The sequence below is a fragment of the Finegoldia sp. BIOML-A4 genome (assembly GCF_009679635.1).
Taxonomy (GTDB): domain Bacteria; phylum Bacillota; class Clostridia; order Tissierellales; family Peptoniphilaceae; genus Finegoldia; species Finegoldia magna.
Genome location: NZ_WKZC01000003.1, coordinates 194596 through 220245, shown reverse-complemented (window position 1 = coordinate 220245; position 25650 = coordinate 194596). Strand labels below are relative to the sequence as shown.

Annotated in this window: 18 protein-coding genes and 1 rRNA gene; 4 read left to right on the top strand and 15 right to left on the bottom strand. The window is 33.2% G+C overall.

Annotation, left to right across the window (positions count from 1 at the left end):
* Positions 1–18: 18 nt before the first annotated feature.
* The 3 genes from GKG01_RS04430 to GKG01_RS04420 form a co-directional block, all read right to left on the bottom strand.
* Positions 19–1540 (bottom strand): 16S ribosomal RNA (locus tag GKG01_RS04430).
* 396 nt (positions 1541–1936) lie between these two features.
* Positions 1937–2431 (bottom strand): threonine/serine exporter family protein, encoded by a 495-nt coding sequence (locus GKG01_RS04425; protein ID WP_110057868.1) that lies wholly within the window; start codon positions 2429–2431, stop codon positions 1937–1939.
* Positions 2431–3225, bottom strand: a complete 795-nt coding sequence (locus tag GKG01_RS04420; RefSeq protein ID WP_154271623.1) for a threonine/serine exporter family protein — start codon at positions 3223–3225, stop codon at positions 2431–2433. Before GKG01_RS04420 ends, GKG01_RS04425 begins: the two co-directional genes overlap by 1 nt.
* Before the next feature lie 44 nt (positions 3226–3269).
* Here GKG01_RS04420 and GKG01_RS04415 point away from each other — a divergent pair, with 44 nt between their 5' ends.
* The gene (locus GKG01_RS04415) at positions 3270–3773 is read left to right on the top strand and encodes a nitroreductase family protein (RefSeq protein WP_154271622.1); all 504 of its coding nucleotides are present in this window, start codon (positions 3270–3272) and stop codon (positions 3771–3773) included.
* A 54-nt stretch (positions 3774–3827) separates the two neighbouring features.
* Here GKG01_RS04415 and GKG01_RS04410 read toward each other — a convergent pair whose 3' ends face one another.
* The 7 genes from GKG01_RS04410 to ileS all read right to left on the bottom strand — a co-directional run bounded on the left by GKG01_RS04410 (position 3828) and on the right by ileS (position 12305).
* Positions 3828–4943, bottom strand: a complete 1116-nt coding sequence (locus GKG01_RS04410) for a 2Fe-2S iron-sulfur cluster-binding protein (RefSeq protein WP_094205972.1) — start codon at positions 4941–4943, stop codon at positions 3828–3830.
* A gap of 9 nt (positions 4944–4952) precedes the next feature.
* Positions 4953–5537 (bottom strand): Rnf-Nqr domain containing protein, encoded by a 585-nt coding sequence (locus GKG01_RS04405; RefSeq protein ID WP_002837117.1) that lies wholly within the window; start codon positions 5535–5537, stop codon positions 4953–4955.
* Positions 5537–6151 carry an NADH:ubiquinone reductase (Na(+)-transporting) subunit D gene (gene nqrD, locus GKG01_RS04400; protein WP_094207356.1) on the bottom strand — a complete coding sequence of 205 codons (615 nt, stop codon included), beginning with the start codon at positions 6149–6151 and terminating at the stop codon, positions 5537–5539. Before nqrD ends, GKG01_RS04405 begins: the two co-directional genes overlap by 1 nt.
* Positions 6151–6756, bottom strand: a complete 606-nt coding sequence (locus GKG01_RS04395) for an FMN-binding protein (protein WP_094207357.1) — start codon at positions 6754–6756, stop codon at positions 6151–6153. Before GKG01_RS04395 ends, nqrD begins: the two co-directional genes overlap by 1 nt.
* Positions 6749–7744: an RnfABCDGE type electron transport complex subunit D gene (locus GKG01_RS04390; protein ID WP_242428101.1), complete on the bottom strand. Its 996-nt coding sequence runs from the start codon at positions 7742–7744 to the stop codon at positions 6749–6751. The genes GKG01_RS04395 and GKG01_RS04390 overlap by 8 nt, the downstream gene beginning before the upstream one ends.
* A 266-nt stretch (positions 7745–8010) precedes the next feature.
* Positions 8011–9066 (bottom strand): lysylphosphatidylglycerol synthase transmembrane domain-containing protein, encoded by a 1056-nt coding sequence (locus GKG01_RS04385; protein ID WP_154271621.1) that lies wholly within the window; start codon positions 9064–9066, stop codon positions 8011–8013.
* 131 nt (positions 9067–9197) lie between these two features.
* Positions 9198–12305: an isoleucine--tRNA ligase gene (gene ileS, locus GKG01_RS04380; protein WP_154271620.1), complete on the bottom strand. Its 3108-nt coding sequence runs from the start codon at positions 12303–12305 to the stop codon at positions 9198–9200.
* Between the two features lie 369 nt (positions 12306–12674).
* Between ileS and GKG01_RS04375 the strand changes: the two genes are divergently transcribed.
* Together GKG01_RS04375 and GKG01_RS04370 are read left to right on the top strand one after the other, a co-directional pair.
* Positions 12675–13019 (top strand): DUF5684 domain-containing protein, encoded by a 345-nt coding sequence (locus GKG01_RS04375; RefSeq protein WP_172975093.1) that lies wholly within the window; start codon positions 12675–12677, stop codon positions 13017–13019.
* A gap of 9 nt (positions 13020–13028) precedes the next feature.
* Entirely contained in the window at positions 13029–14576 is a 1548-nt protein-coding gene (locus GKG01_RS04370) for a cell wall-binding repeat-containing protein (RefSeq protein WP_154271619.1), read from the top strand.
* Between the two features lie 79 nt (positions 14577–14655).
* On the opposite strand, the gene GKG01_RS04365 is transcribed toward GKG01_RS04370, so the two are convergent.
* Genes GKG01_RS04365 through GKG01_RS04355 form a run of 3 tightly spaced genes read right to left on the bottom strand, consistent with a single transcriptional unit; the run spans position 14656 to position 19784 of the window.
* The gene (locus GKG01_RS04365) at positions 14656–15633 is read right to left on the bottom strand and encodes a CAMP factor family pore-forming toxin (protein WP_154271618.1); all 978 of its coding nucleotides are present in this window, start codon (positions 15631–15633) and stop codon (positions 14656–14658) included.
* Positions 15634–15645: 12 nt separating this feature from the next.
* Positions 15646–17361: a CAMP factor family pore-forming toxin gene (locus GKG01_RS04360; RefSeq protein ID WP_110057861.1), complete on the bottom strand. Its 1716-nt coding sequence runs from the start codon at positions 17359–17361 to the stop codon at positions 15646–15648.
* Positions 17362–17417: 56 nt separating this feature from the next.
* Positions 17418–19784 (bottom strand): lectin like domain-containing protein, encoded by a 2367-nt coding sequence (locus GKG01_RS04355; protein ID WP_154271617.1) that lies wholly within the window; start codon positions 19782–19784, stop codon positions 17418–17420.
* A 381-nt stretch (positions 19785–20165) separates the two neighbouring features.
* On the opposite strand from GKG01_RS04355, the gene GKG01_RS04350 reads away from it, so the two are divergent.
* A complete protein-coding gene (locus GKG01_RS04350; protein WP_154271616.1) occupies positions 20166–23297 on the top strand; it encodes a lectin like domain-containing protein in 3132 nt (1043 codons plus the stop codon).
* A gap of 40 nt (positions 23298–23337) precedes the next feature.
* Here the strand turns inward: GKG01_RS04350 and GKG01_RS04345 are convergent, their stop codons facing one another.
* Complete coding sequence (locus GKG01_RS04345; protein WP_154271615.1) at positions 23338–24078, bottom strand: amino acid ABC transporter ATP-binding protein; 741 nt, start codon at positions 24076–24078, stop codon at positions 23338–23340.
* A complete protein-coding gene (locus GKG01_RS04340) occupies positions 24068–25648 on the bottom strand; it encodes an ABC transporter permease subunit (protein WP_154271614.1) in 1581 nt (526 codons plus the stop codon). Before GKG01_RS04340 ends, GKG01_RS04345 begins: the two co-directional genes overlap by 11 nt.
* Between the last annotated feature and the right edge of the window lie 2 nt (positions 25649–25650).

The window sequence follows — 25650 nt, the reverse complement described above, 5'->3', positions numbered from 1 at the left end:
GAGTTTAGCACTCCTTAGAAAGGAGGTGATCCAGCCGCACCTTCCGATACGGCTACCTTGTTACGACTTCACCCCAGTCATCAATCCTACCTTCGACTGCTCCTCAATTAGGTCACAGGCTTCGGGTATTATCAACTCCCATGGTGTGACGGGCGGTGTGTACAAGACCCGGGAACGCATTCACCGCGACATTCTGATCCGCGATTACTAGCAACTCCGACTTCATGTAGGCGAGTTGCAGCCTACAATCCGAACTGGGATTGGCTTTGGAGTTTTGCATTATATCACTATATAGCTTCCCTCTGTACCAACCATTGTAGCACGTGTGTAGCCCAGGACATAAAGGGCATGATGATTTGACGTCATCCCCACCTTCCTCCGATTTGTCATCGGCAGTCTACTTAGAGTCCCCGGCATTATCCGCTGGTAACTAAGTATAGGGGTTGCGCTCGTTGCGGGACTTAACCCAACATCTCACGACACGAGCTGACGACAACCATGCACCACCTGTATGGATGTCTCATAAAGAGAGGGGTATATCTCTATACCTTTCACCCACATGTCAAGCCCTGGTAAGGTTCTTCGCGTTGCATCGAATTAAACCACATGCTCCGCTGCTTGTGCGGGTCCCCGTCAATTCCTTTGAGTTTCACACTTGCGTGCGTACTCCCCAGGCGGAATGCTTAATGTGTTAACTTCGGCACCGAGGTTTGACCCCCAACACCTAGCATTCATCGTTTACGGCGTGGACTACCAGGGTATCTAATCCTGTTTGCTCCCCACGCTTTCGTACCTCAGCGTCAGTTTGTGTCCAGAAAGTCGCCTTCGCTACTGGTATTCCTCCTAATATCTACGTATTTCACCACTACACTAGGAATTCCACTTTCCTCTCCACTACTCAAGTTTATCAGTTTCCAATGCTTTACGGGGTTGAGCCCCGATCTTTAACATTCGACTTATTAAACCGCCTGCGTACCCTTTACGCCCAATAATTCCGGACAACGCTCGCTCCATACGTATTACCGCGGCTGCTGGCACGTATTTAGCCGGAGCTTTCTTCTATGGTACTGTCATTATCTTCCCATAGGACAGAACTTTACGATACGAATACCTTCTTCGTTCACGCGGCGTCGCTGCATCAGGGTTTCCCCCATTGTGCAATATTCCCCACTGCTGCCTCCCGTAGGAGTTTGGACCGTGTCTCAGTTCCAATGTGGCCGTTCATCCTCTCAGACCGGCTACTGATCGTCGCCTTGGTGGGCTGTTATCTCACCAACTAGCTAATCAGACGCGAGCCCATCTATGACCGATAAATCTTTGACCGTTAAAACATGTGTTTCTACGATTTTATGCGGTATTAATCCCGGTTTCCCGAGGCTATCCCACTGTCATAGGCAGGTTGCTCACGCGTTACTCACCCGTTCGCCACTCTCATTAGTAATCTTCCACCGAGGTTTCTGTCTACTAAATCCCGTTCGACTTGCATGTGTTAAGCACGCCGCCAGCGTTCGTCCTGAGCCAGGATCAAACTCTCAATTTAATGTTTGTTTGAATCTAGCTTTTCAGCTGACTTTTGCTTTTTTTATTCTCACCGAATTATTGTTTGGTTTGTACTTCTCTCAAAGTATTTACTTTATTTGATTTATTAAGGTTCTATAGTTTGTTGTCTTAGTGACAACTTTCTTCGCACTTTCGTAACGACTTTGTTAGTATATCATACTAACTTTTCTTTGTCAACACTTTTTCGAAATATTTTTCTTTCAAAATGTGTTTTCTTGAAATGTTACTTTAGTGAACTATTATAGTTTACTATCATCATTTCATTTTGTCAAGTGTTTTGTAAAACTTTTTTTATTTTCGTTTTACATGCATTACTTTCTTTTAAGTAATTTAAAAAGCACTTAACTCAAAGTGCTTTTATATAATATCAAGGTTTTTATTTTTTGTCAAGTGTTTTTTTGTTTTTTATTTTAAAAATCGAATTTGTTTGTAAATGCTCTATTGTATTATGCTTTATCGACTTAGATGATAAGGATGCTACAAGTATTCCAAGAGCTATACTGGCGGCAAATAACATTGCATTTCTCGCATGTGAAAAAGCTAGTTTAGAATTTTGCTGAATTGTGTAATACATTGTGTAATACATATCTGCCCCTGGAACCAAAGAAATTATTCCTGGTATTACAAAAACTGTAACTGGCATGTGAACTTTTCTTGAAGCTATCTCTCCTATTATTCCTACGGCAATTGATGCAAACAGAGCTGCGATAAATTTATTGTTTAAAATCATTGTTAAATATTTGTAAACAAACCACGCTACAAATCCAGATACCATAACTATTTTATAAGACCTTTTTGGTGAATCGTAAAATAGCGAAAATCCTAATGTGGCAAATGATGAAATGATTGATTCTATAATTATATATATCATTAAATCGCCTCCATAATAACCGCAAAATACAATATACTACCAACACCTAGAGCTATACTCAACGCTGTAATCACAGCGTTAATCATAGAACTTATCCCAGATAATAAGTCCCCACTAAGTACATCTCTTACAGAGTTTGTAATGGAAACACCTGGAACAAATGGCATGATACAACCAACGATAATACTGTTCATATCCAAAGCCACACTAAACATTCCAAAAATTTTCAATGTAACTAAAGTTAGAAATGTCATAAACGCAACTGTAATATATGTATTAACAAATTGTGGGTTTTCTTTTCGTTGAAAAAATCTAAAAACTAGCATTTCTAATATAGATATAAAGAAAGCTACGACAGGTTCAATAATGCCACCTACTAATAAATGTGCAAATAATCCTGAAGCTGCGGATGCCCCTAGGATGTACAATTTTTTATCTACAGCTCTATTATCTATTTTGTTTATTATTTCTATTGATTCATCCAAAGTGTACACATCTTTTACAAAATTTCTGGAAAAATTATTGATTTGATGAATTTTCCACAAATTTGTCGCCTTTGGAATTGTTCTTCTCATAGTAACAAGATCTCCAAAATCAAAACTCAAACATATAATTATACATGTATAAGATACAAATACATTTATTTTATTAACTTTTTGAATACTTTTACTCATTCTAAAAGCTGTATCTTCTACACGATATGTTTCTGCACCACTCTCGAGCAAAATTCTTGCAGTATCAGCGACGACATCCATTAGATTTTGGCAATCTTCTTTTGTTTTAACAAATTGCAAAATATCTCCTCCAGTATTAAAATTATAACATATAGGAGGCAATTATGGATATTATCAAAAACAGAAGATCGAGAAGAAAATTTACATCTAAAAAAGTATCAATAGAAGATATGAAAAAAATCGTAGAAGCTGGAACCTATGCTCCAACCGGTATAAATAAACAAGACAACATAATCGTCGCTATTTCTGATGATAGTACAATGGAAAATTTATTAAATTCCATCAGAAAGCACTTAAACAATGAAAACTACAACGGATTTTATAATTGCAAAAATATGATTTTGATTTTGAGTCCGCACGATAACAGAAATAGAAAATTCGACTGTGGATGTATAATGCAAAATATGATGTTAAAAGCTTGTGAATTAAATGTAGCAAATGTTTGGATTAATCAATTTTATGATTCTTATGATAGCGAACACATTAGAAAATTCTTACAATCTATAGACATCGATGAAGATTATGAAATAACTTGTGCACTTGCTTTAGGTCACAGCGAAGAAACCCCAAAAATCAAGCCAAACAAATTTAGAACTAAATTTATCTAAAAAAAGATCGATTGAATTCTGACTCACAATCAGTTTTCAATCGATCTTTGTATTTTAGAAGTTATCGTAATAAATTCTGTCGTCAGTTACTCCAACTTCGTTCAATGCTTTTGTCAAAGACTCTATCATTCTTGGTGAACCGCATAGGTAAGCTGAGCTGTTCTTACCAGTTTCTTTGCAATATTTCTTGATTGCATCGTCAGCATGTCCAGTTTCTCCTTCCCAATTCATTTCAGGAGTTGTTCTTGACAATACTGGGATAAATTTGAAATCGTACAAATCTTCTTCAAATTCTTTCAATTCATCTAACAAGAATAAATCATCTGGAGTTTTGGCCCCAAAGTAGAATCTTGCTTTTCTCTTAACATCATGATCTCTCATATGGTTAAGGATAGATCTTATTGGTGCGAAGCCAGTTCCAGCTGCTCCCAATATAATTTCAGTATCTTCATCATGATAGTAGAAATCACCATAAGGACCATTAATAGTAACCTTATCGCCTTCTTTAAGAACTTTGTGACAATAAGTTGTACAGATACCCTTGGTATAACCAATTAACAATTCTATATGTTTTTCATCTCTAATACTAGATGCAATAGAATATGCTCTGAATACTTCTTCATCTGATCCTTCATATCCATCGCCTTTTGGATATTCTTCTGCTTTTAATTGTACATATTGACCTGGTTTAAATTTGATTGTTTCTCCTTCTGGAAGTTCAAATCTAAACTTAGTTATTCTATCAGTCAAAGGTAACTTTTCAACAAGAGTTGTTTCGTATTCTTTTACATTAAATAATTCTTCTGGAATTTGAATCGAAATATCTTTTTTAACTTTTACTTGACAAGATAATCTAACGCTATCGTTAAGTTCATCTTCTGTTAACATTGGTTTTTCTGTAGCAAGTACAGGACCTGCTCCATCCAAAACTTTTACTTTACAGTAACCGCATGATCCCTTTCCACCACAAGCTGATGGAATGAATACTTTTTGGTTTCTAAGTGTAGATAATAAACTATCTCCACCATCTACCGTAAATTCTTTATCGTTATTAATAGTTAGTTTTACTTCACCATAATCTGCAATGTATTTATCTGCAAATGAAAGCAACAATGCAAATAATGCACACAACACAGACACTACAATTGTTGTAATAATTATTTGTCCCATGATTCCTCCTTATGATATTTGAACTATACCAGAGAATCCGATGAATGCCATCGCCATGATTCCAGTTATAATTAAAGTTAGAGGAGATCCTTGGAGACCTTTTGGCACAGATGAATCTTTGATTTTGGATCTAATTCCTGCCATTGATACAATTGCTAGCATCCAACCAAGTCCACTTCCTATTGCAAATCCAACTGTTTGCAAGAAGTTGTAGTTTCTGATTACCATGAACAAACTTACCCCTAAAATCGCACAGTTTACTGTTATAAGTGGCAAGAATATTCCCAATGCGTAATACAAGTTCGGAATGTATTTTTCCAAAATCATTTCCAATAATTGAACAAATGCTGCTATCGATATAATAAATATTATATATCTCAAATATTCTATATTAAATCTAACAACTAATTTGTATAAGAAAAAGTTGATTATAGTTGTGATTGTCAATACGAATGTTACAGCTATTCCCAATCCTGTTGCAGTTTCAATTTCTTTACTTACTGCTATGAATGAACACATTCCCAAAAAGTTTGAGAAAATCATGTTTGAAGTAAAGATTGATGCAAAAAATATAACTAAAGGACTAATTGTCATTACTTAGCATCTCCTTCCTTTTTAAGATGAGCATTAGCAATCCACATAACAATAGGTAAAATGAAGAATGCTGCTGGTGGCATAACCATCATTGTCCAAGGCACAAAACTTTCAGGCATTATTCTAAATCCAAATACACTACCGAATCCCAATAATTCTCTGACTAAAGCTATAAGCACAAGAACTACAGTATAACCCAAACCTGATGCCACACCATCTACAAAACTACTTACAGGATCGTTACTTATAGCAAATGCTTCTGCACGTCCCATTATTATACAGTTGGTAATAATCAATCCAACATAAGGTCCTAATGTTTTACTCATTTCTGGCATGTAAGCCTTTAAGAAAATATCAACTATTATTACGAAGAACGAAATAATAAATACTTGAACCATCATACGAATGTGTTTTGGAGTTACTTTTCTAAGTAAACTAATCACAAACGAAGAACATCCTGTAACAAACGCTAGGGCGAGTCCCATAACCACGGAGTTCATACACAAGTTTGTTACTGCTAATGTGGAACAAATTCCAATAATTTGAATAAGAACAGGGTTGTCATCAAGCAATCCATTTTTCAATAATTTAGTATATTTATTTGAATTAGCCATTATTTACCTCCATTCTCAATAAAGTCATTCACATCTTCATTAATCATATTAACAACAAATGTAGATGTTTGAGTTGCACCACTTATAGCATCAATATTCCCACCGTTTGCTGGTTTATTGATTACAATTTTACCGTCAACTGGCTTTGAAATATCCAAATCTCTATATTGGTTTTTGTATTCATCTTCTGTAATACGTCCACCCAAACCAGGAGTTTCGTTTTGTTTAATGAATTCTATTCCAACAAGTTTTTTCATATCTTTAGTTATTCCTACATATCCACTGATTGAACCCCAAAGACCTGGCCCGTTGATAGGAACTGCATAAGCTTTTTCTTCGCCATCTTGTTTTAAAATGTAAAGTTTATTACCCTTATAGTCTTCTTCTTCGACATTGTCTTTGAAAGTCTTGTCAATGTTTGATGCAGAAGTATCTTCAGGTAAGATATTAAATACATTTAAAATTTTTTGTTTTAATTCGATATCTTGATTGAATTCTATTGTAGGAGTTGTAACATGATTTAACAAAGCCAACGCTAATGTCAAAACTAGTGTCAATCCCAACATAAAAATTACTGGATATACGACTGATTTTTTCTTAGCCATTAACCTTGACCTCCTTATTTGCTTTTGCTTTTTTATTAGCTTTAACTTTATTTACACAATAATCAATTATTGGTGCAAAAGTATTGCCAATAAGAACTGCAAACATAACACCACCTGCAAATAGTGCAAATCCTCTTATAATTACAGTTACAATTCCTATTATGAAACCATAAATCCATTTACCAATTGGAGTCTTAGCTGCAGATACTGGATCTGTCGCCATGAACACTGTACCGAATAAGAATCCTCCCATTAACATTCCGTAAATAGGATTAGGAACAGAGGTTACACCTACTGCGTTAAAAATTAAACTTAATGCGCAAAAACCAAGCACACTTCCTGCCATAATTTGCCAACTTGCAACTTTTTTATAAATCAAATAAATCGCTCCAATAATAATCAAAACTTTGCAAGTTTCGCCGATAACGCCAGGAATTTGTCCTAAAAGCATAGTTGGAATTGTTTCAAATGCTGAGTTAACCTTAAATGCTGTCATTGGAGTTGGTTGTGTCATAGAATCCAATGATTGAGTTAAGTAAGTTCCAAATCCTCCAGGAAAACCACCTACAGCTTTGTTCCAATAAATAGTCATTTGTTGAGGAAAATTAACATAAATAAATACACGAGCCACTAAGGCTGGATTGAAAACATTTTTTGCGAATCCTCCAAAAACCATCTTCCCGAAAAATATACCAAACGCTATACCAACCGCTGAAATCCAAAAAGGAATAGATGGTGGTAATGTCATTGTATACAAACAGGATGTGACAATAGCTGCTTCAGATATTTTGTTTCTTTTGAATATCTTCGCGTTAGATAAATATTCAACAAGGCATGCAACAATTATGTTTAGCAAAAACAAAGCTAACACTCTTAGCCCATAAAAATATATCGCCACTAAAGCAATCGGCAAAAGAGCAAACATAACAGGATGCATCATTTTTTGTTTCATAAAATACTTATTATAAAACTCTTTCAAACCTTTCACCCCTTATAAAATTTTTTATATATAAAATCCATAAAATACGGATTTGTTTTCATTGATAAAAGCTTTTCATTATGTACTTAAAAAAATATTTCTTTTATTTATCATATCATAACTCCCCTCAAAATCAATGATAAAATTTGTTATTTTTAATAAGTACAATATCATGCACCAAATATATTGAGCATATATAATATACCCATTTGACTAAAAAAATATTTATCACGTATTATTTTTTAATAAAAAACGACCTAAATTAATAGATCGATCTACTGTTCTTGATTCAGTTTTATAAGACTGTTGTTTTTCTGATAATTTTTACGATTAGTCTTCACTAATAAAAAGTATAGCCCTGCAAAAGGAACCGCTAAGTAAAATGTAACAAATCTATTGATTGCCATAATACTAAACGCCAATGATTTTGGCATAAAAGAAGAATACACAAGCATCATGCTACCTTCGATAACTCCTACACCTCCAGGAATATGAACACTTTCGAATGAAATTGTAACCACAGCTTGGATTAGAACCAGAGTCATAAAATTATATGAATTTAGTCCAAATGATTTGTATAAGATTGCAGGAATTGCAAATGAAAACAAAAGCATCGGCATCGAAATGCACAATAATTTCGCAAAAACTTTTTTGTTATTTATCAAAAATTTTCCGAAATTTTTGTGTTCTTCAATTGTTTTTGTAATATCTTCTTCTGATTTACTGAAACGTTTCAAAAGTTTAAATTTAGAAAATACCGTGTTAAAAAATCTAATTACTCTAGCCGCTAATTCACTATCAAACATCAAAAAACCTATTCCAATTACCAAGACCAATTGACACACTATTCCATATATAACCAAATATTTAAATTCAGAAATCGCCGCAATTTTACCTACTAATCCAAAAATCATTGCTACAAAGAAAATAATTACCATAGACAAATGATAAATCCAATTAAAAGAAAGTAGTGAATTAATTGTAGTCAATGAATCAATATTATCCGTTCTCATTGTATGATATTGCAACGGTTGTCCAAGACTACCTCCTGGAGATATCATACTAAAAAAATAATCCGTAAATGTATATCCAAAGCATCTTTTAAACGATACATCATAACCTTGTATACTTAGAAGATATTTGTATGATATAGCTTCGAGTAGAAAAAACATAAACATAGTCAAAACACATGCTGTTATGAAAACTGGTCCTATCTTTTTTATTACATCAAAAGCATCATCTGCTCCAATTTTGTTTTTTATGAAAAAAATTACTCCTAAACTAAATGCAAATACTAAAATTGGTCTTAAAATTGTGTTTTTGTTTTTCATCTTCCACCTCATATGATATAAGTATACCATTAGTGTAGTACAGTTTACAATAAGTTTTTTTCACTTGTTGACTTTTTGTATACTTTTGAATGCAAAAAAAGCCTACCGAAATTAATCAGTAGGCTAATTCGTTATTTTCTTATAACTTCAATTTTAACATTTTCTCCATTCAAATCTACATCTTCCCCGTCCACATTTTCATCAATAATAATGTCGACAGTTAATGTTTCATCTTTTATGAAGTCTTCATATTGTTCAATCGCTTTTTTAATATCATCTGTCGGATTAATTTTAATGATTATATTATCCAATACATCAAAGTCATTTGATTTTCTCATTTGTTGAACTTTACTTACAAGCTCACGAGCATATCCTTCCATTAACAAATCGTCAGTGATTTCTGTGTCCAAGATTACAAAATAATCTCCTTGCATTGTCACATCAAAGCCTTCTTTGGAGTTGATTCTTACATCAACGTAATCTCTCTTAATGTCGATGTCTTCATCGTCTAATTTAATATTCAAATCTGATTTGTCAAGTTTTGAAACGAAATCTTTTGCGTTTATATCTTTCAAATAATTTCCAAAAGATTTGATGTGTTTACCAAGAATACTACCTGCAACTTTGAAGTTAGGTTTTAGTTCGTAATTCATGAATTCTGATAAATCCTTCTTGTATTCGATATCTTTTAAGTTGATTTCTTCTTTGATTAAATCCTTGAACTCTTCAATCTTATCCTTAAATCTTTCATCTAGGACGATTTTCTTCAATGGTTGACGAACTTTAATATTCACTTCTTCACGAGAAGCTCTTGCAAGAGTTACAAAAGTTCTTACCATTTCCATCTTTTCTTCTAGCTTGTTGTCTATTAAATCTTCATTTACCTTATCGAAATAAGCTAAGTGAACTGATTTTTCGCCAGTTAAATCGTGATACATTTCTTCTGCTATAAATGGAGTAAATGGAGCAATTAATTTTGTAAGTCCAACTAAAATTTCATAAGTTGTGTTGTAAACAGCTTTTTTATCAGTATCCATTTCAGTTTTCCAGAATCTTCTTCTGTTACGTCTGATGTACCAGTTTGATAAATCTTCGATTACAAAGTTAGAAATTTCTCTGGCAACTTTTGTATATTCAAATTGATCCATATTTTCAAAGTAGAATTTTTGTAGATTTGCAAACTTAGACAAAATCCACTTGTCAATTACGGCTCTGTCTTTGTATTCTACAAAATATTCTGTAGGATCTGTCTCATCTGTTGTCGCATACATTTGGAAGAAGTTATAAGTGTTTCTGAATGATCTGAAGAATTTACTTTCAACTTCTTGTAATCCACTTACATCGAATTTTGTAGGAATCCATGGTGGAGATACATAAAGTGAGTAGAACCTAACAACATCTGCGCCGTATTTATCGAATAATTCGATAGGATCAATTGTGTTTCCTCTCGATTTACTCATCTTCTTTCCATCTTTATCTAAGATTAAATCATTTACCAAAACATTTTTGTATGGTGCTTTTCCTGTAATCATTGTAGAAATAGCTAACAATGAATAGAACCATCCACGTGTTTGGTCAATTCCTTCGTTGATGAAATCTGCTGGGAACACTTTATCAAAATCATCTGTATGTTCAAATGGCCAGTGTTGTTGTGCAAAAGGCATAGCTCCAGAGTCAAACCAAACGTCAATAACGTCTTTTTCTCTAGTCATTATTTCGCCACATTCTGGACATCTAATGTGAACATCGTCAACGTATGGTCTGTGAAGTTCGATATTTTCATCTATATCTTCAATAGCTAACTCTTTTAATTCTTTTCTTGAACCAACAGAAAGTGTATGATTACATTTATCACATTTCCAAATATTTAATGGAGTTCCCCAATATCTGTTTCTAGAAATCGCCCAGTCTTTTATATTTTCTAGCCAATTTCCAAATCTTCCTTCTCCAACATGATCTGGATACCAGTTCACACCGTTATTGTTTTCAACTAATTTATCTTTTAATTTGCTAACTTCTATATACCATGAAGGTTTTGAATAATAGATAAGTGGTGTGTGGCATCTCCAGCAGTGAGGATAATTGTGTTCAATTTTTTGTTTTCTAAATAATTTGTTTTCTTCTTTTAATCTTTGTAAAACTTCTGGATCTGTATCCATAACGTGTTGACCATCCCATGGACCGCCAACGAATTTTCCTTCTTCATCAACAGGATTGATTAAAGGCAAATCGTATCTTCTTCCTGTTTGATAGTCGTCTTCCCCAAAAGCTGGCGCTGTATGAACAATTCCTGTACCATCTTCAACAGTTACATAATCTGCCAAAGTCACATAAAATGCTTTTTTGTTAACATCATAAATAGGTAAAAGTTGTTCGTATTCCATATACTCCATGTCCTTACCCTTTAATTCTTTGATTAAAGTGTAGTCTTCGCCTTCGTGACCCAACAAATCGTGTGCTTTGTTTTTTGCAAGATATATTTTTTCTCCGTCTTTTTCTGCCAAAATATAATCGATATCTGGATGAACTGTCAAACAAACATTTGATGGCAATGTCCAAGGAGTTGTAGTCCACGCCAAGAAATATTCATCTGCATCTTTTCTTTTGAATTTAACATATGCTGTTGTAGTTTTGATATTTTCATATCCTTGGGCAACTTCGTGTGATGCAAGACCAGTACCACATCTCGGACAATATGGAAGAATTTTCGCTCCTTCATAAATCAATCCGTCCTTGTACATTTTGTCAAGCAATGCCCATACTGATTCAATGTAATTATTGTCCAAAGTAATATATGGATCATCCATATCTACATTGTATGCCATTCTATCTGACATTTCTTGCCATTTTTCTCTGTAAGAAAATACAGATTTCTTACATTCTTCGTTGAACTTTTCTACTCCGTAATTTTCGATTTCTTTTTTATCGTGAAGACCAAGTTTCTTTTCAACTTCGATCTCAACTGGAAGACCATGAGTATCCCAACCAGCTTTTTTATAAACTTTGTATCCTTGCATAGTTTTGTATCTGCAAGTCATATCTTTTAACGTTCTACTAATAACGTGATGAATTCCTGGTTTTCCATTTGCAGTTGGAGGGCCATCGTAAAATACATATCTATTTTCTTCATCTCTACTGTTGTAAGTTTCATTCAAAAGATCAATCTCTTTCCAATACTTACTAGTAGCCTGTTCACGTTCTTTAACAGGTTTCTTAGAAAGCTCCTTAAACTTTTTCATAAACAAATCTCCTTATAAAATAATTAAAAAATCCCTTGGAAAATTAATTCCAAGGGACGAATAAACCGCGGTACCACCCTAATTGTGTAAACCTCTCATTTCTTGTAACGTCAAGTAATACGCACAAACCTATTAGATCTGTGAGCTTCTTTCAGATGATTCGAATATTTCTTAATTTATCCCTCTCACCAAACAGGATTCTCTGTAAAATCAATCAAAATATTCCGTTCTGATCACAGCTTTTAATAGAATTATAATATTATATTTTTAATAATTTGTCAAATATTTATGAAAATTATACAAAATTTCTCACGCTAATGCCAATAAATTGTTTTAAAAATGCTATAATAATATAAAGGAGTGATTAAAGTGATTACAACAACAATTGTATTATTTTTATATGTAATAAATGCAATAGGATTGTGGAAAATGTTTGAAAAAGCTGGAATATTTGGATTGTGGAGTTTTGTACCATTATTAAATATCTGGCTATTGTTCAAAATAGTTTATGGAACAGAAATCGCATCCCTGGCACTACTAATTCCAATAATAAATTTCTTTGTAATTTTGCATCTAAACTACTCACAAGTAAGAGTCTACGGACAAGAGGATTTGCTTTTCAAAATAATTTCAGTATTCTTTCCTCATCTTACAAGAGTATATATTGGATGGAGTGAGCTTGAATATATCGGACCCCTTAGATCTTTAGGTTAGGAGTTAAAAATGAAAAACTTTAAAAATTTTAAAATCATTGCATTAGCTTTTTTATTAGCGATTTTCATATCACAACCAACATCAGCTATAAAGCAAATCGAAAAAGCTTCAATCGAAGGAAAAAATAGATACGAAACAGCTATACAAATATCAAAAAAATCTTATCCAAAAACATCAGACACAGTTATAATCGTAAATTCAGAAAAAATCGCAGATTCGTTATCTGTAGGAGTCTTGGCACATAAAATAAATAGCCCGATACTTTTAACAGATTTTGCTAAAATTAACCAATCTACATTAAAAGAAATTCAAAGACTTAAATCTACAAATATTATACTTGTAGGTGGCACTCAAAGTATTTCCAAATCACAAGAAACAAATCTAATAAAACAAGGTTATAATGTAAGAAGAATATCTGGAAAAGACAGAATTGATACATCATTTGAAATATCAAAAGAACTTTCTAATCTCAACCAAACAAAACAGTTCGACAGTGCATTTTTAGTTCACTCTACCAAATCAATCGTAGATTCAGCAAGTGTCAGTGCAGCTGCATGTCGTATGAATAGTCCAATTTTATTCGTCGGAAATGACATAAAATCATTTGAAGAAAAATATGCAAACTATACATTCAACAACACTTATTTAATAGGCGGAGCAACAGCAAAATTATCCAAAAATTTCCCAAATCCAATAATTATTTATGGGGAAAATAGAAATGATACAAGTATGAAAATAGCCGACGCATTCTTCAAAAATTCAAAATCTATTTTCTTAGCCAAAAACGGCGCTCAAAGATTTTCTGAACTTATAGACTGCGTTACCGTAGCACCACTTGCAGCAAATGAAAAAAGTCCGATAATATTTGTATCAACAAAAAACAATTTAACAAAATCAGAGAAAAATTTCTTCGATAAATTAAATCCCAATACAATAACGTTAGTCGGGGGCGGACTTCATCCAAAATTTGACGAAATAATCGGAAAAACTCCACCTAAAAAAGACTACGTATTATTAAATGTCCCTCAAATCAACCAAAACAAAGCAGGTTTACCAATGGGATGCGAAGCAGCATCACTTCTGCAATGTTTACACTACAAAAATATCAAAACTAACACTAATATTAACCAATTTATAAAAGAAATGCCACTAGCAAAAGACAACAATCCAAATCATGGATTTGCAGGCTCTCCTTTTAATATCGATGAAAGAATTTATCAATCAATATTCCCAGAGCCATTAACAAAATGGGCTAAAAAATACGCAAACGCAGAAAATATTTCTGGCAAATCTTCAGAATATATAAGAGAAGAAATCTCAAAAGGAAACCCTGTAATATTTTTCGGCACATACAAATTTAGAAATCCAACATTTAAAGATTATTTCTGGGGAAAAAATGCCCTCTACAACGCACACGTAATGGTAGTTGATGGTTACGATAAAAACAGAATGCACATCGTAGATCCAGCAGAGGATAAGCCAAATGGATATTGGATATCCCGCTCACTTTTTGATAAAAGATACAACATCAAAAAATATGCAGTTGTTGTGAGATAATTTTATAATATATAAAACAAAAGCCACCATATGGTGGCTTTTTACTATTAATCTACTATTTTTCTAATCTTAATAAATTTTATTCATAGTAAGTTTGGAATTGTTGTACTAATTGAGCTGCGATTACACTTGATGGTCTAATTTTTGCCAATTCTTGTTTTGCACGATCAATTGCTTTTCCAACTTCTGCTCTCTTGTCTCCATGTCTTCTAGCTCTTATAGCTTTGTTCATAGCTTCTTTTAAAGCTTCAATTTCAGTTTTACTTGCTCTGTAATCTTCGCTGTTCAATGCTTCAAATACTGCTTGGTCTAATCTGTCACTTAATTGATAAATTTCAGCTACAGTTGCTTGTGGTCTTAATCTTAAAGCCGTTATTTCTCTAATTTCTGCAGTTAATTTATCGATTACTGCACCAGACATATTCTTTAATTCATGGAATTTTAATGATCTAGCTTTTGCTAATTTGTGATCTAAATCAGATCTTACATAGATGTTAGCAGTATCATTTAATCCAGCATCTGGGTAGCTAAGTAATTTTTGTGATAATGCTTCGAATTGTGCCATGTAAACTTTCATATCTTCAACTGTGTGGAATGGAGATGCTGCGATTACGAATCCTCCGAAGATGTATTCAGCGATTTCTGCATGTGCTGCATCTACTTTGTATCTTAATTGAGTTGTAGCAAATCTGATTGCTCTTCCCATTCTTCCTAGTAACAATAATCTTTGTGGAATAGATGATAAATCATAAATATCTGCTACTCCCATTCCTACTGCTGTTTGGTCTATTTTTTCGCTGATTTCAAGAGAAGTTTCGTTGAATTTGTCAACCATTTCTTGTTCATCTTCTCTTTTAACTTGGATTGAGTTAACTTCGTTTTGAATTGATTTGATTTGTCTTTTGTAAACTTCTGCTTCATCAATTCCTAATTTTTCAGTTTCTTCTGCTCCTTGAACGATTTCAAGTTTATCTTCTTGTGCATAAGATACTGCCGGTGCTACTGTTCCCAATAACATACTAGATAGTAATACTACTGATAATGCTTTTTTTAACATATTTTTCATCTCCTAATAATTTAGTTCAAATGTTTTTACTTGGTCTTTTAATTCGATTTTAACGTTGAAATCTTTAACCCATGTTCCAAATTCAAATCCGTTGTATTTAACTGATGCAACTCCGTTGTTGAAGTAAACTTCTCTTTCAATTGCTTTTTTAGTGTTTGACACTGTTACTTTTGCTGGTCCGTTGTACTTTTTACCATTTTTAGTTGCTTTGAATTCGATTGAGAATATTCCAGCTTTTCTTTCTGAAGGGTTGATTTCTGTTATTTGATATTCGTCTTTGTCAACTTTCTTGATTACGTTTAGTTTAAATTTATTAGTTACTCCGTTTTTTGTAGTTGCAGTTATTGTAGTTGATCCTTCTGCAACTGCTTCGATTGTTCCTTTTTCATTAACTGTTGCGATAGCTTCGTTATCTGACTTATAAGAAACTTCTTTTTCTAATGCATTTTCAGGGAATACAAATGTCTTTGATTTTAAATCAAATGTATCTCCAATTTTTAATGTAGTAGATTTTACTGAGAAACCAATATTTTTAACTTCATAAATATCTTTTCCAACTGAAGAGTTATCTCCAACTACTCCACCACCATTTGTATTAGTGTTAAGATATTCTGAATTTTCTCCTGTAGCTTGTAAGAATGGAATTCCTTCTACGCTGTGACCAGGTTCTACGATGTGAAGTTCAAAGTTTGATTTTGCACATCCATCTTTTGAAACTACTGTAATCATAACAGTTCCAGTTCTTAGTGGAATTATTGTTTTTCCAACTACTCTTGCCATAAATGCATTTGATGAGTAGATGAATACTTCTTTGTCTTTAACTTCGTTTGGTCTTACTACTGGGCTGATTGTTGTTGTTTTGTTGATTGAGATGGCTCCCATATTGCCTTCTTTAAATTCAATTTTTTCAGCTTTGATTTTTGGTCCAGTAATTTTTTCCATTGCTTCGTGAAGTTTCTTAACTTGTTCATCTAATTCACCACATTTTACTGTGATTCTGAATTGCAAACCTACTGTTTTTGAAATTTCTTCACTTAATTCTCTTACGATAAATGAATTACCAAATCTTGTTCTTGAAGCACGTACTTTTTTAGCTTCTCTGATTTCTCTCCAAACTGCAGCTTTTTTGTAGATAGTGGCTATGTCATTTGGCCCTAAATCAGGATAAGCTAACAATTCTTGTTCCAATTGGTCAAATTTTTGGATGTAATCCATAATTTGAGCTTCACTAGCAAAAGGATTAACAGCATATAATAAACCAGTTATTATATATTCTGTGATTTTAGTGTGAGCTGCTACAACTTTGTTAGATAATTCAGTAGTTGCAAATCTGATTGCTCTACCAATTCTAATCATCAATTGTACTCTTACTGGAATTGTAGATAAATCATAGATTGTGTTTTCTAATGCTCCTACAGCTTCTGCACTTCCTACTGCTTGGCGTTGTTTCATTTCAGCTACTTTGATTTCTTTGTCTAAGAAATCATGTGCTTCATAAAACTGATCCATAACTTCCTTGTACTTTTCATCAGCTGGTTCTATGTCTTCAACTGATTTTACAGCTTGTGTCAAACCTTCTTTTAATTCTGAGATTTCAAGTTTAGGTTCTTCTTGTTGTACTCCCAAAGAATCTGCGAAAACTTCACTCAAAGGTGCAACAGCTATAAAAGTCATAGCGAACACTAAAATCATTGCTAATGATTTCTTTAAATGTTTCATATTTCCCTCCTATGAACTAAATATTTTGTTTAACAATCGGCACTACCCGTTATTGATTAAAACCCAAATTTTACTGTCTCTTCATGATCTCTAATAGTTATAGTCGCTTCGAAATCTTTTCTCCACACTCCAAATTGCCCTCCGTGGAATTTAGATTGTGCATGACCTGAGTTGAAATATATTGTTCTAGTTAATTTTCTATTGCCACTTTTTACTGTTAGTTTTGCTGGACCAGAATATCCTCTGTCTCCTTCTTTTGCATCTATAAATACAGTAAATATTCCTGCACGTCTTTTAGATGGTGCGAATTTTTCTACAGTAATTTCGCCTTTTTCTTTTGGTATTACAATTATTGTAATGCTTGTTTGTAATCCTTCTTTTGTTTTGATATCTAACTTTGTTCTTCCGATTTTTTTAGCCGTAATCACTGATTTTGAATCGATGTCAATTATGTCAGTGTTACTTATATTGAAATCAAAATTTCTTATAGCAGTTTGTGGATAAGTTAAAATTTTTGGATCCAAATTAAACTTATCACCTTGTTTAATAGTTACTGATGGAACTGATACTCCCAAACTTCTAACAACTTTAGGATCTAGTTCTTGATTATCTATCGGTGGTTTAGGTGGAATAACTGGTATTTCTGTATTATCTGGATCTGTTTTTGGATCATAATCATTATCCCCGATTACCTCAATCATTTTTCTATCAGGAACTCTAATTCCTTCTGGAGCTACCAATAGATTAAATCTTTGTGTAATTTTCCCATCGACTGTTTTTATCAAGATATTTGCATTTCCAACATTCACTGGATAAACTGTTCCATCGTTTTTTACAACTGCAACATTTTTGTCCAATGACTCAAAAACAACCGGATCGTTGTTGAATTTTTCTGGTTGAACTGTCGCGTGAAGTTTTCCTTTTTTCTTGACGCTTATAAATCCTTGACTACCTTCTTTTACAGTGATTGAAGTTGGCTCTTCGATTACTTCATCAGGATCAACTTCTGGGACAGTGTCTCTTGGGAGAACTTCTCCAGTAGTTCCGATAGCTTTTATACAAGCATTTGCATTTTTAACTTCCTTAGTCAAATCAGTCCATTTGTCTCCTTGTGATGAAACATAAGATTGACCTTCTTGCGCTTTTGCTTTGGAAGCATAATCTGCAATCGGCATTTCAATAGGCATTGGATATTTGTAATTAGCAGCTGATGAATCCATGTACGCTACTATTGCAAATCTTTCGCCTTTTTTTACTTTGATTTGGGTAGTATCTAATGTGTAATATCCTGGGTATTCAATCACACCACTGCCGATTTCTTCTCTTTTAGCTGCCAAATCATCTGTAGATTGTAAATCTCTTACAATGTACAATTTGTATTGTGTATTCATAGCAACTGTGAATAAACCCGCTTGGTAAATTGTTTGATCTTCATTAGAAGTAAATACATTTGCAATGTATCCTTGCATATTGTATCCAACACTTCTTGTTGCTCCGAAATCGTCGTATTGTGAAATTACCGCATTAGGATCTTTCCTTTGAGGAATAAACACTGCATTGGATTTTCCACAGAAACCATCGTAATACGATACGTAGTAGTAACCGCCATCCATGAAACTTGTTCCCCAACTATTTTTTACAATCCATGCTCCATCTCCAGGAGCCTTTGCTTGGAATAAATTTTTTGAAAAGTTATCATCCCATCCTACAATTGTTCCTGCGTGATCTGCTTTTCCGCTTCCAGGATTGTAGTAACTTTTAGTTTCTTTCTTTTCGTAATATTTTTGAGAACTTAAAGTTGTATACACTCCACCGTATTCCATAATAGCTTGTTTGATAACATTAGTTTCATTTGCATTGTGAACATCAGGTAGATAAATAACTTTATCCAAATCAAATGCTCTTTTCACATTCGTAGGTGAAACATTAATGTAAGCATCGTAAGGATCGTCTTTTTCTAAAATCGGACCTGTCCCTCTAGCAAGATATGATGTTGCAATATCTCTGTTACCTCCATCATTTGGACCCCAATCGAACCCATGCATGTTTCTCATGTGTTTTTCACTAAAATCAAATTCTTTTCCAAATAATTTTAAATAAGATTCCATGGAACCATATGTAGCAAATGTCCAGCAAGAACCATTTTGTCCTTGATTTTTGACTGAGGAAACTCTGTTAGTTTTTCTCAAATCATATTTTGCTGGCAATGCTGCTCTAGAAGTTGAACGAACTGAATCGTAAGATGTCTTCAATGGAGAGATTAACAATTCGTCATCCTTGGAATTTTCTTTAAAACTATTTTCAACGGGACTTAATTCTAGTTTAGAATTTTTGTTTTCATCTGCAAACGTTGGACCAGTAACTAACATCGATGAAACTAGAACTGTTCCTAGTAGTAGACTCAAAAACTTTTTAATTTTCATAACGCCCTCCTATTGAAATATGCTACTAAATTAATAGCCTTAATAAATATGCTCTAATTCTTAAAATTATTTTGAATCTAGATATTTATTAATTTAGTTTTTGGTATTTGTTGATTTTATTATATCACATAATTTCAAAAAATCTATATTATTAAGGAAATTTTACATTAATTATTTAAAAATTTACATTTTTTAAAATGGATTTTAACATACTACAGTGTTAAATGACTGAAAATCACAATATTCATCATTTTTTTGAATTTTCGAAGATATATATTTATTCTTCCAAAAGTAGTATAATATAGTTGTTAATTCTTAATAGTGTTAAGTATACTATTTTAACCCTGAATTAATATTTAAAATCATTGCAAGGAGTTGAATATGAAAAGAAAAAATTTATTGCTTTTTATTGCGGTTTTTACGTTGCAATCACTGTTTTCTACAAGTTTTGCAGAAAGTCAAAACAAATTCAAATTAAACGATGATTTAACTGTAAAAGAAATCGATTTTTCTGAAGCGCCTCGTAATCCCGCATTTAGCAGACAAATGAGTAGTCCTAAGACTACTAAAAACTACGGTTCAAACGAAGATCCTTTCTTGGTTAATACAAACTACGATTTGTTTAATCAAAAAGAAGACATTCCAAGACAAAAGGCTTATGGAATTCCTGCAAACTACGATTTGCGTCAGCACAACAGAGTTACTCCAGTAAAAGCTCAGGGACCAAACGGATCATGTTGGGCGTTTGCTACTTATGGTTCTGCAGAATCGAATATGCTCACGAATGGTCAATTCACAGATTTTTCTGAAAAACATTTGAGAAACACTCATGGTTTTGACTGGGGTCCTGATCAAGGTGGTACAAGAGCAGTCGCTGCAGCTTATCTATCAAGATGGTCTGGACCAATTTGGGAAAAAGATGATCCTTATTCTGCTTACGATTTTAGCTCTCCCTATAATTTACTTCCAGCAAAGGAATTGAAGGAAGCTTTGTACATTCCAGATGTAAACAATAATCAAGATCGTGACAGATTAAAAAGAGCGATAATGAGATACGGTGCATCTTACACAACTGTAAATGGTGACACAAATTATACTAATTTCTATACTATGAGTCATTACAATCCTGGTTATGGTTGGCAAAATCACGCTGTAACTATTATAGGATGGGACGATGATTATTCAAGATACAATTTCGGTATAACTCCTCCTGGAGATGGTGCTTGGCTTGTAAAAAATAGTTGGGGCGATCGTTGGGGAAATCAAGGTGGATATTATCATGTATCGTATTATGATGCTCACATTTCTAAGGGAAACTGTATTTTTGTTTTAAAAGAAAAAGATAGAAATAAATCCATCTGGTATTATGATGATTTGGGAATGACAGATAGCATCGGCTACAATCAAACTGGTTGGTTTTCAAATATTTTTGGTCCTGTTAGTAGAACTAGCCAAATCGACGAGGTTGGTTTCTTCGTTCCATCAAACGGTGCCCAATACGAAATTTATGTAAATACAAATATCGGTGGAAATAGTGGTTTCAATGATAAAGTTTTGGTTGCACGTGGAACTGTGGAAAACGCAGGATATACAACTGTCAAATTCAATCCACAAAAAATAAATGCAGGAGCTTATTTTGCACCAATTGTAAAACTTACAACTCCTGGTTACAGCTACCCTATTCCAATTGAATCTATGATTTACGGATATTCTTCAAGAGCAAGAGCTGGATACAATCAATCATTTATTTCTAACGATGGATATAATTGGTCTGATTTGGCGAGAAACAGAGCAAACGCAAATGTATGCTTGAAAGCTTTCACAAAACCTTATTCAGGAACCAATGTCAATCCAACACCAGACCCTGATCCAGTGGATCCTACTCCACAACCAGATGTTCCTGAACCTGATCAAGAAATTAGAGTAAATAAAATCACAGTGTCAGAAGACAATATTACTTTAAGAGTTGGAGAAGATTCTCAAATAAATACAAAAGTTTATCCAGAAAATGCGACAAACAAGGAATTGATGTGGTCATCCTCTAATACGAATGTGTGTGCTGTAGATAATTCTGGATTAATAAGAGCTTTAAGTCCCGGACAATGTTATGTAACTGTTAAGTCTGCAGACAATCCTAGAATTTTGCAATACATCAGAGTTAACGTACTAGAAAATGAAAAGCCAAATATTGATGATAGTGTTGACAAGGATGTCAAAGTCCAAAGTATTATTATGTATCCTTCCTATAAAAAAACAAAAGTAGGCGACAAATTCAGAATTGATACTAGAATATTACCTGCAAATGCCAAAAACCGCGATATAACTTGGGAAAGTTCGGACGAAAACATCGCATCAGTAGATAACGCTATGGTTGTATGCAACAATCCAGGTAAAGTAAAAATATTTGCCAAATCAAAAGACGGTTCAAACGTTTCAAACTTTGCTGTAATTTATGTAGAAGGTGACAGCCCTGAAAGCAATATGGCAGTAAATATTAAGTCCAATGTCTACAGAAATTCAATATCTATAGGTAATACTAATAATATTTCCGCTGTAGTAACAGATTCAAACAAAAGAAACATAAAAGATGCAAAAGTCAAATTCACAATTACCAAACCGTCTAAGAAATTAATAGAAAAAGAATTGACTACAAACTACCGTGGACAATCTATACTATATTTAAAATCCGACGAATTAGATGAAGCTGGAACTTACGATGTAAATATCACAGCTACAGATTCAAAAGGCAATACTAACGAAGATAATGTAAATTTTGAAGTAAAAGATAACAGAATAACTTTTGAAACTAAAGTTGATTTGGACAATACAGAAATCAAATTGAACCAAAATTCTATGATAACTGTAACTTCTAAGACTAATACAAGAAGAATTTCAGGTGCAGATGTAGTATTAAGCATCACTGATGAAAATGATAATAAACAAGAAAAAAGATTTAGAACTGATAGCTACGGTAATTGTTACTACACATTCAGACCAGAAAAACCAGGAAGATATTATATTGAAGCCACAGTTTCAAAAACAGGCTACAAAAATTCTTCAGCAAATACAACACTTATTGTAAAAGATACTGAAAACAAACCTGAAACAAAACAAACCGTAAAGTTAAAGTTCGAAACAGATAAAAAATCTTATAATCTTACTGATACAGCGAACATTAAAATATTTGCTACAGATGAAAACGACAAGAAAATCGCAAATTTAAAATTAAATATTAGAATTAGAAATCAAAAAGGATTCGATCAAACAATTACTAAAACAACTGATTCGAATGGTGTTGCAACCATGTTTATAAAACAACAAACTGCAACATCACCAACAGATTTCACTGTAAAAGCTTGGCCAGAATCAAATCCAAACACTTCGTTTGATTTGAAGGTTTCATTTGGTAGTTCAGATAAACTTCAAATCAATTCAATCTACAGTCCGTATAATTTGTATAGCAAATATAACAACAATTATGTAATTCACAATTACATTAGAAATATTAGATAAAATTAACGCCCTTTATCCTGTGCGATAAAGGGCGTCTATTTTAGTTATTCAAATAATTCTTCAAGAATTCTTTTACTCTTTCATGTTTTGGATTTGTAAACATTGTTTTTGGATCTGTATCTTCAATGATGTAGCCTTCATTCATGAAACAAACTCTTGTAGACACATCTCTTGCGAATTGCATTTCATGTGTGACCACAACCATTGTCATTCCAGATTCTGCAAGTTTTGACATTACTTGCAATACGTCGTTAACCATTTCAGGATCTAGTGCAGATGTTGGTTCGTCGAACAATAAAACTTCTGGATTCATACACAATGCTCTTGCAATAGCAACTCTTTGTTTTTGTCCACCTGATAACATGCTTGGTTTCTTATGTGCATGGTCAATCATTCCTACAAGTTCCAAATATTTTTTAGCTTCTTTAACTGCAGATTCCTTGTCTCTATTCAAAACTTTGATTTGTGCGACAGTGCAATTATCCATTACACTCATATTTTCAAACAAATAAAATTGTTGAAATACCATACCTACTTTGGATCTGAATTTATTTTGATTAAATTTGGAAGAAAGTATGGATTCTCCATGATATAAAATATCTCCACCTGTTGGTTTTTCAAGTAAATTGATGCATCTTAGCATAGTAGACTTACCAGAACCAGATGATCCGATTATAGATAGAACTTCTCCTTTTGATATCGTAAAGTTGATATCTTTTAGAACTTCTACTCCGTCGTAACTTTTTTTCAAATGCTGTAATTCTATTATTTTATTTTCCATTGAACATTCCTCCAGTAGTAGCTTCCATTACGTATTCTCTGTTATTTGATTTCTTTTCAATAAATAATAAAAGTCTAGTCAAAGAGAATGTCAACACGAAATATATAATGCAAGTAACTGCATAAGTTTCAAATATATTATAAGTTGAGCCTGCAATTGATTTAGATACGAAGAATAATTCTGTAACACTGATTACGTTCAATACGGATGTATCCTTAATGTTGATTACAAACTCATTTCCTATAGAAGGCAAAATGTTTTTGATTGCTTGTGGCAATATTACATTAATCATGGATTGACCGTGTGTCATTCCCAAAGCCTTACAAGCCTCCATTTGTCCGACATCGACAGAATTAATTCCACCACGTACAACTTCTGACAAATAAGCTCCTGTGTTGACACTAACAATGAACAAAGCTGCACTAATTGGCGCCATATCAATTCCAAGATATAATTTGGCTCCAAAATAAATCAACATTGATTGTACCATCATTGGTGTTCCTCTGAATATTTCAACATAACAAGCTAAAATAAAATTGATAACTTTGTGAAGATAATAAGTGAATTTGTTTTTATCCTTATCTAGTTTCATATTTCTAATAACTGCAACAAGTATTCCGATTAGAAATCCAATAATTGTCGATACACTGGCTATAAACAATGTCATCAAAGCCCCTTTTAAGAAAAGTGATCCGTATTCATTAAAAATGCTTTTTACTTTTGATAAGAATCCTTGTGGTTGGTCTTTTTCTACGTTCAATCTTACCATTTTCTGCATCAACTTATCTCTTTCTTCTGGACTTATTTTCTTCAAAGCTTCGTTGATTTTTTCTGTCAAATCAGAATTTTTCTTCACACCGATTGCAATAGATGTATCTTCAGCTGATGTTTCAAATCCCGAACCTTTTTCAAATTCAATGTATGAAAGCTCAGCATTAGATGCTTCTGCACTTAATGCTTGTGGTCTTTCTGCGACATATCCATCTATCTTCTCTGCCAAAACTGCAGACAGCATTGATGGAAAACTTTCCATTGCAGGTAGTTTGTCACAATCTTTGATTTGATCAATTACTGTATAGTGAAACGTGTTCAATTGACCAGTAATTTTAAAATCTTTTAAATCATCTAATGATTTTGCTTTGATATACTTACTGTCTTTTTTTGTTACAATTACCAAATCAGAACTGTAATAAGTATCTGAAAAATCAATTTGTTCTTTTCTTTCTTTTGTTGGACTCATTCCTGCAATTATCGCATCAACTTTTCCGCTCATAACTGCCGGTGCAAGTCCGTCCCATTCCATTTTTACTACAACTAATTTCTTGCCCAAACTGTCGGCGATTTTTTTAGCTATTTGCAAGTCGTATCCGTTTGCATATTCACCTTTGCTGTTTTCAATAGGATAGGCTCCATTTTCATCTGTCGATTGTGACCAGTTAAACGGTGCGTAGTTCGCCTCCATTCCTATTACAAATGTATCTTTTTCTGCAAAAGATTCGGTGTCAATGAAAACAAACATCATCATTAGTATCATAAGTACGCTGATGAGTTTTCTGTTAAAGTTTTTCATTT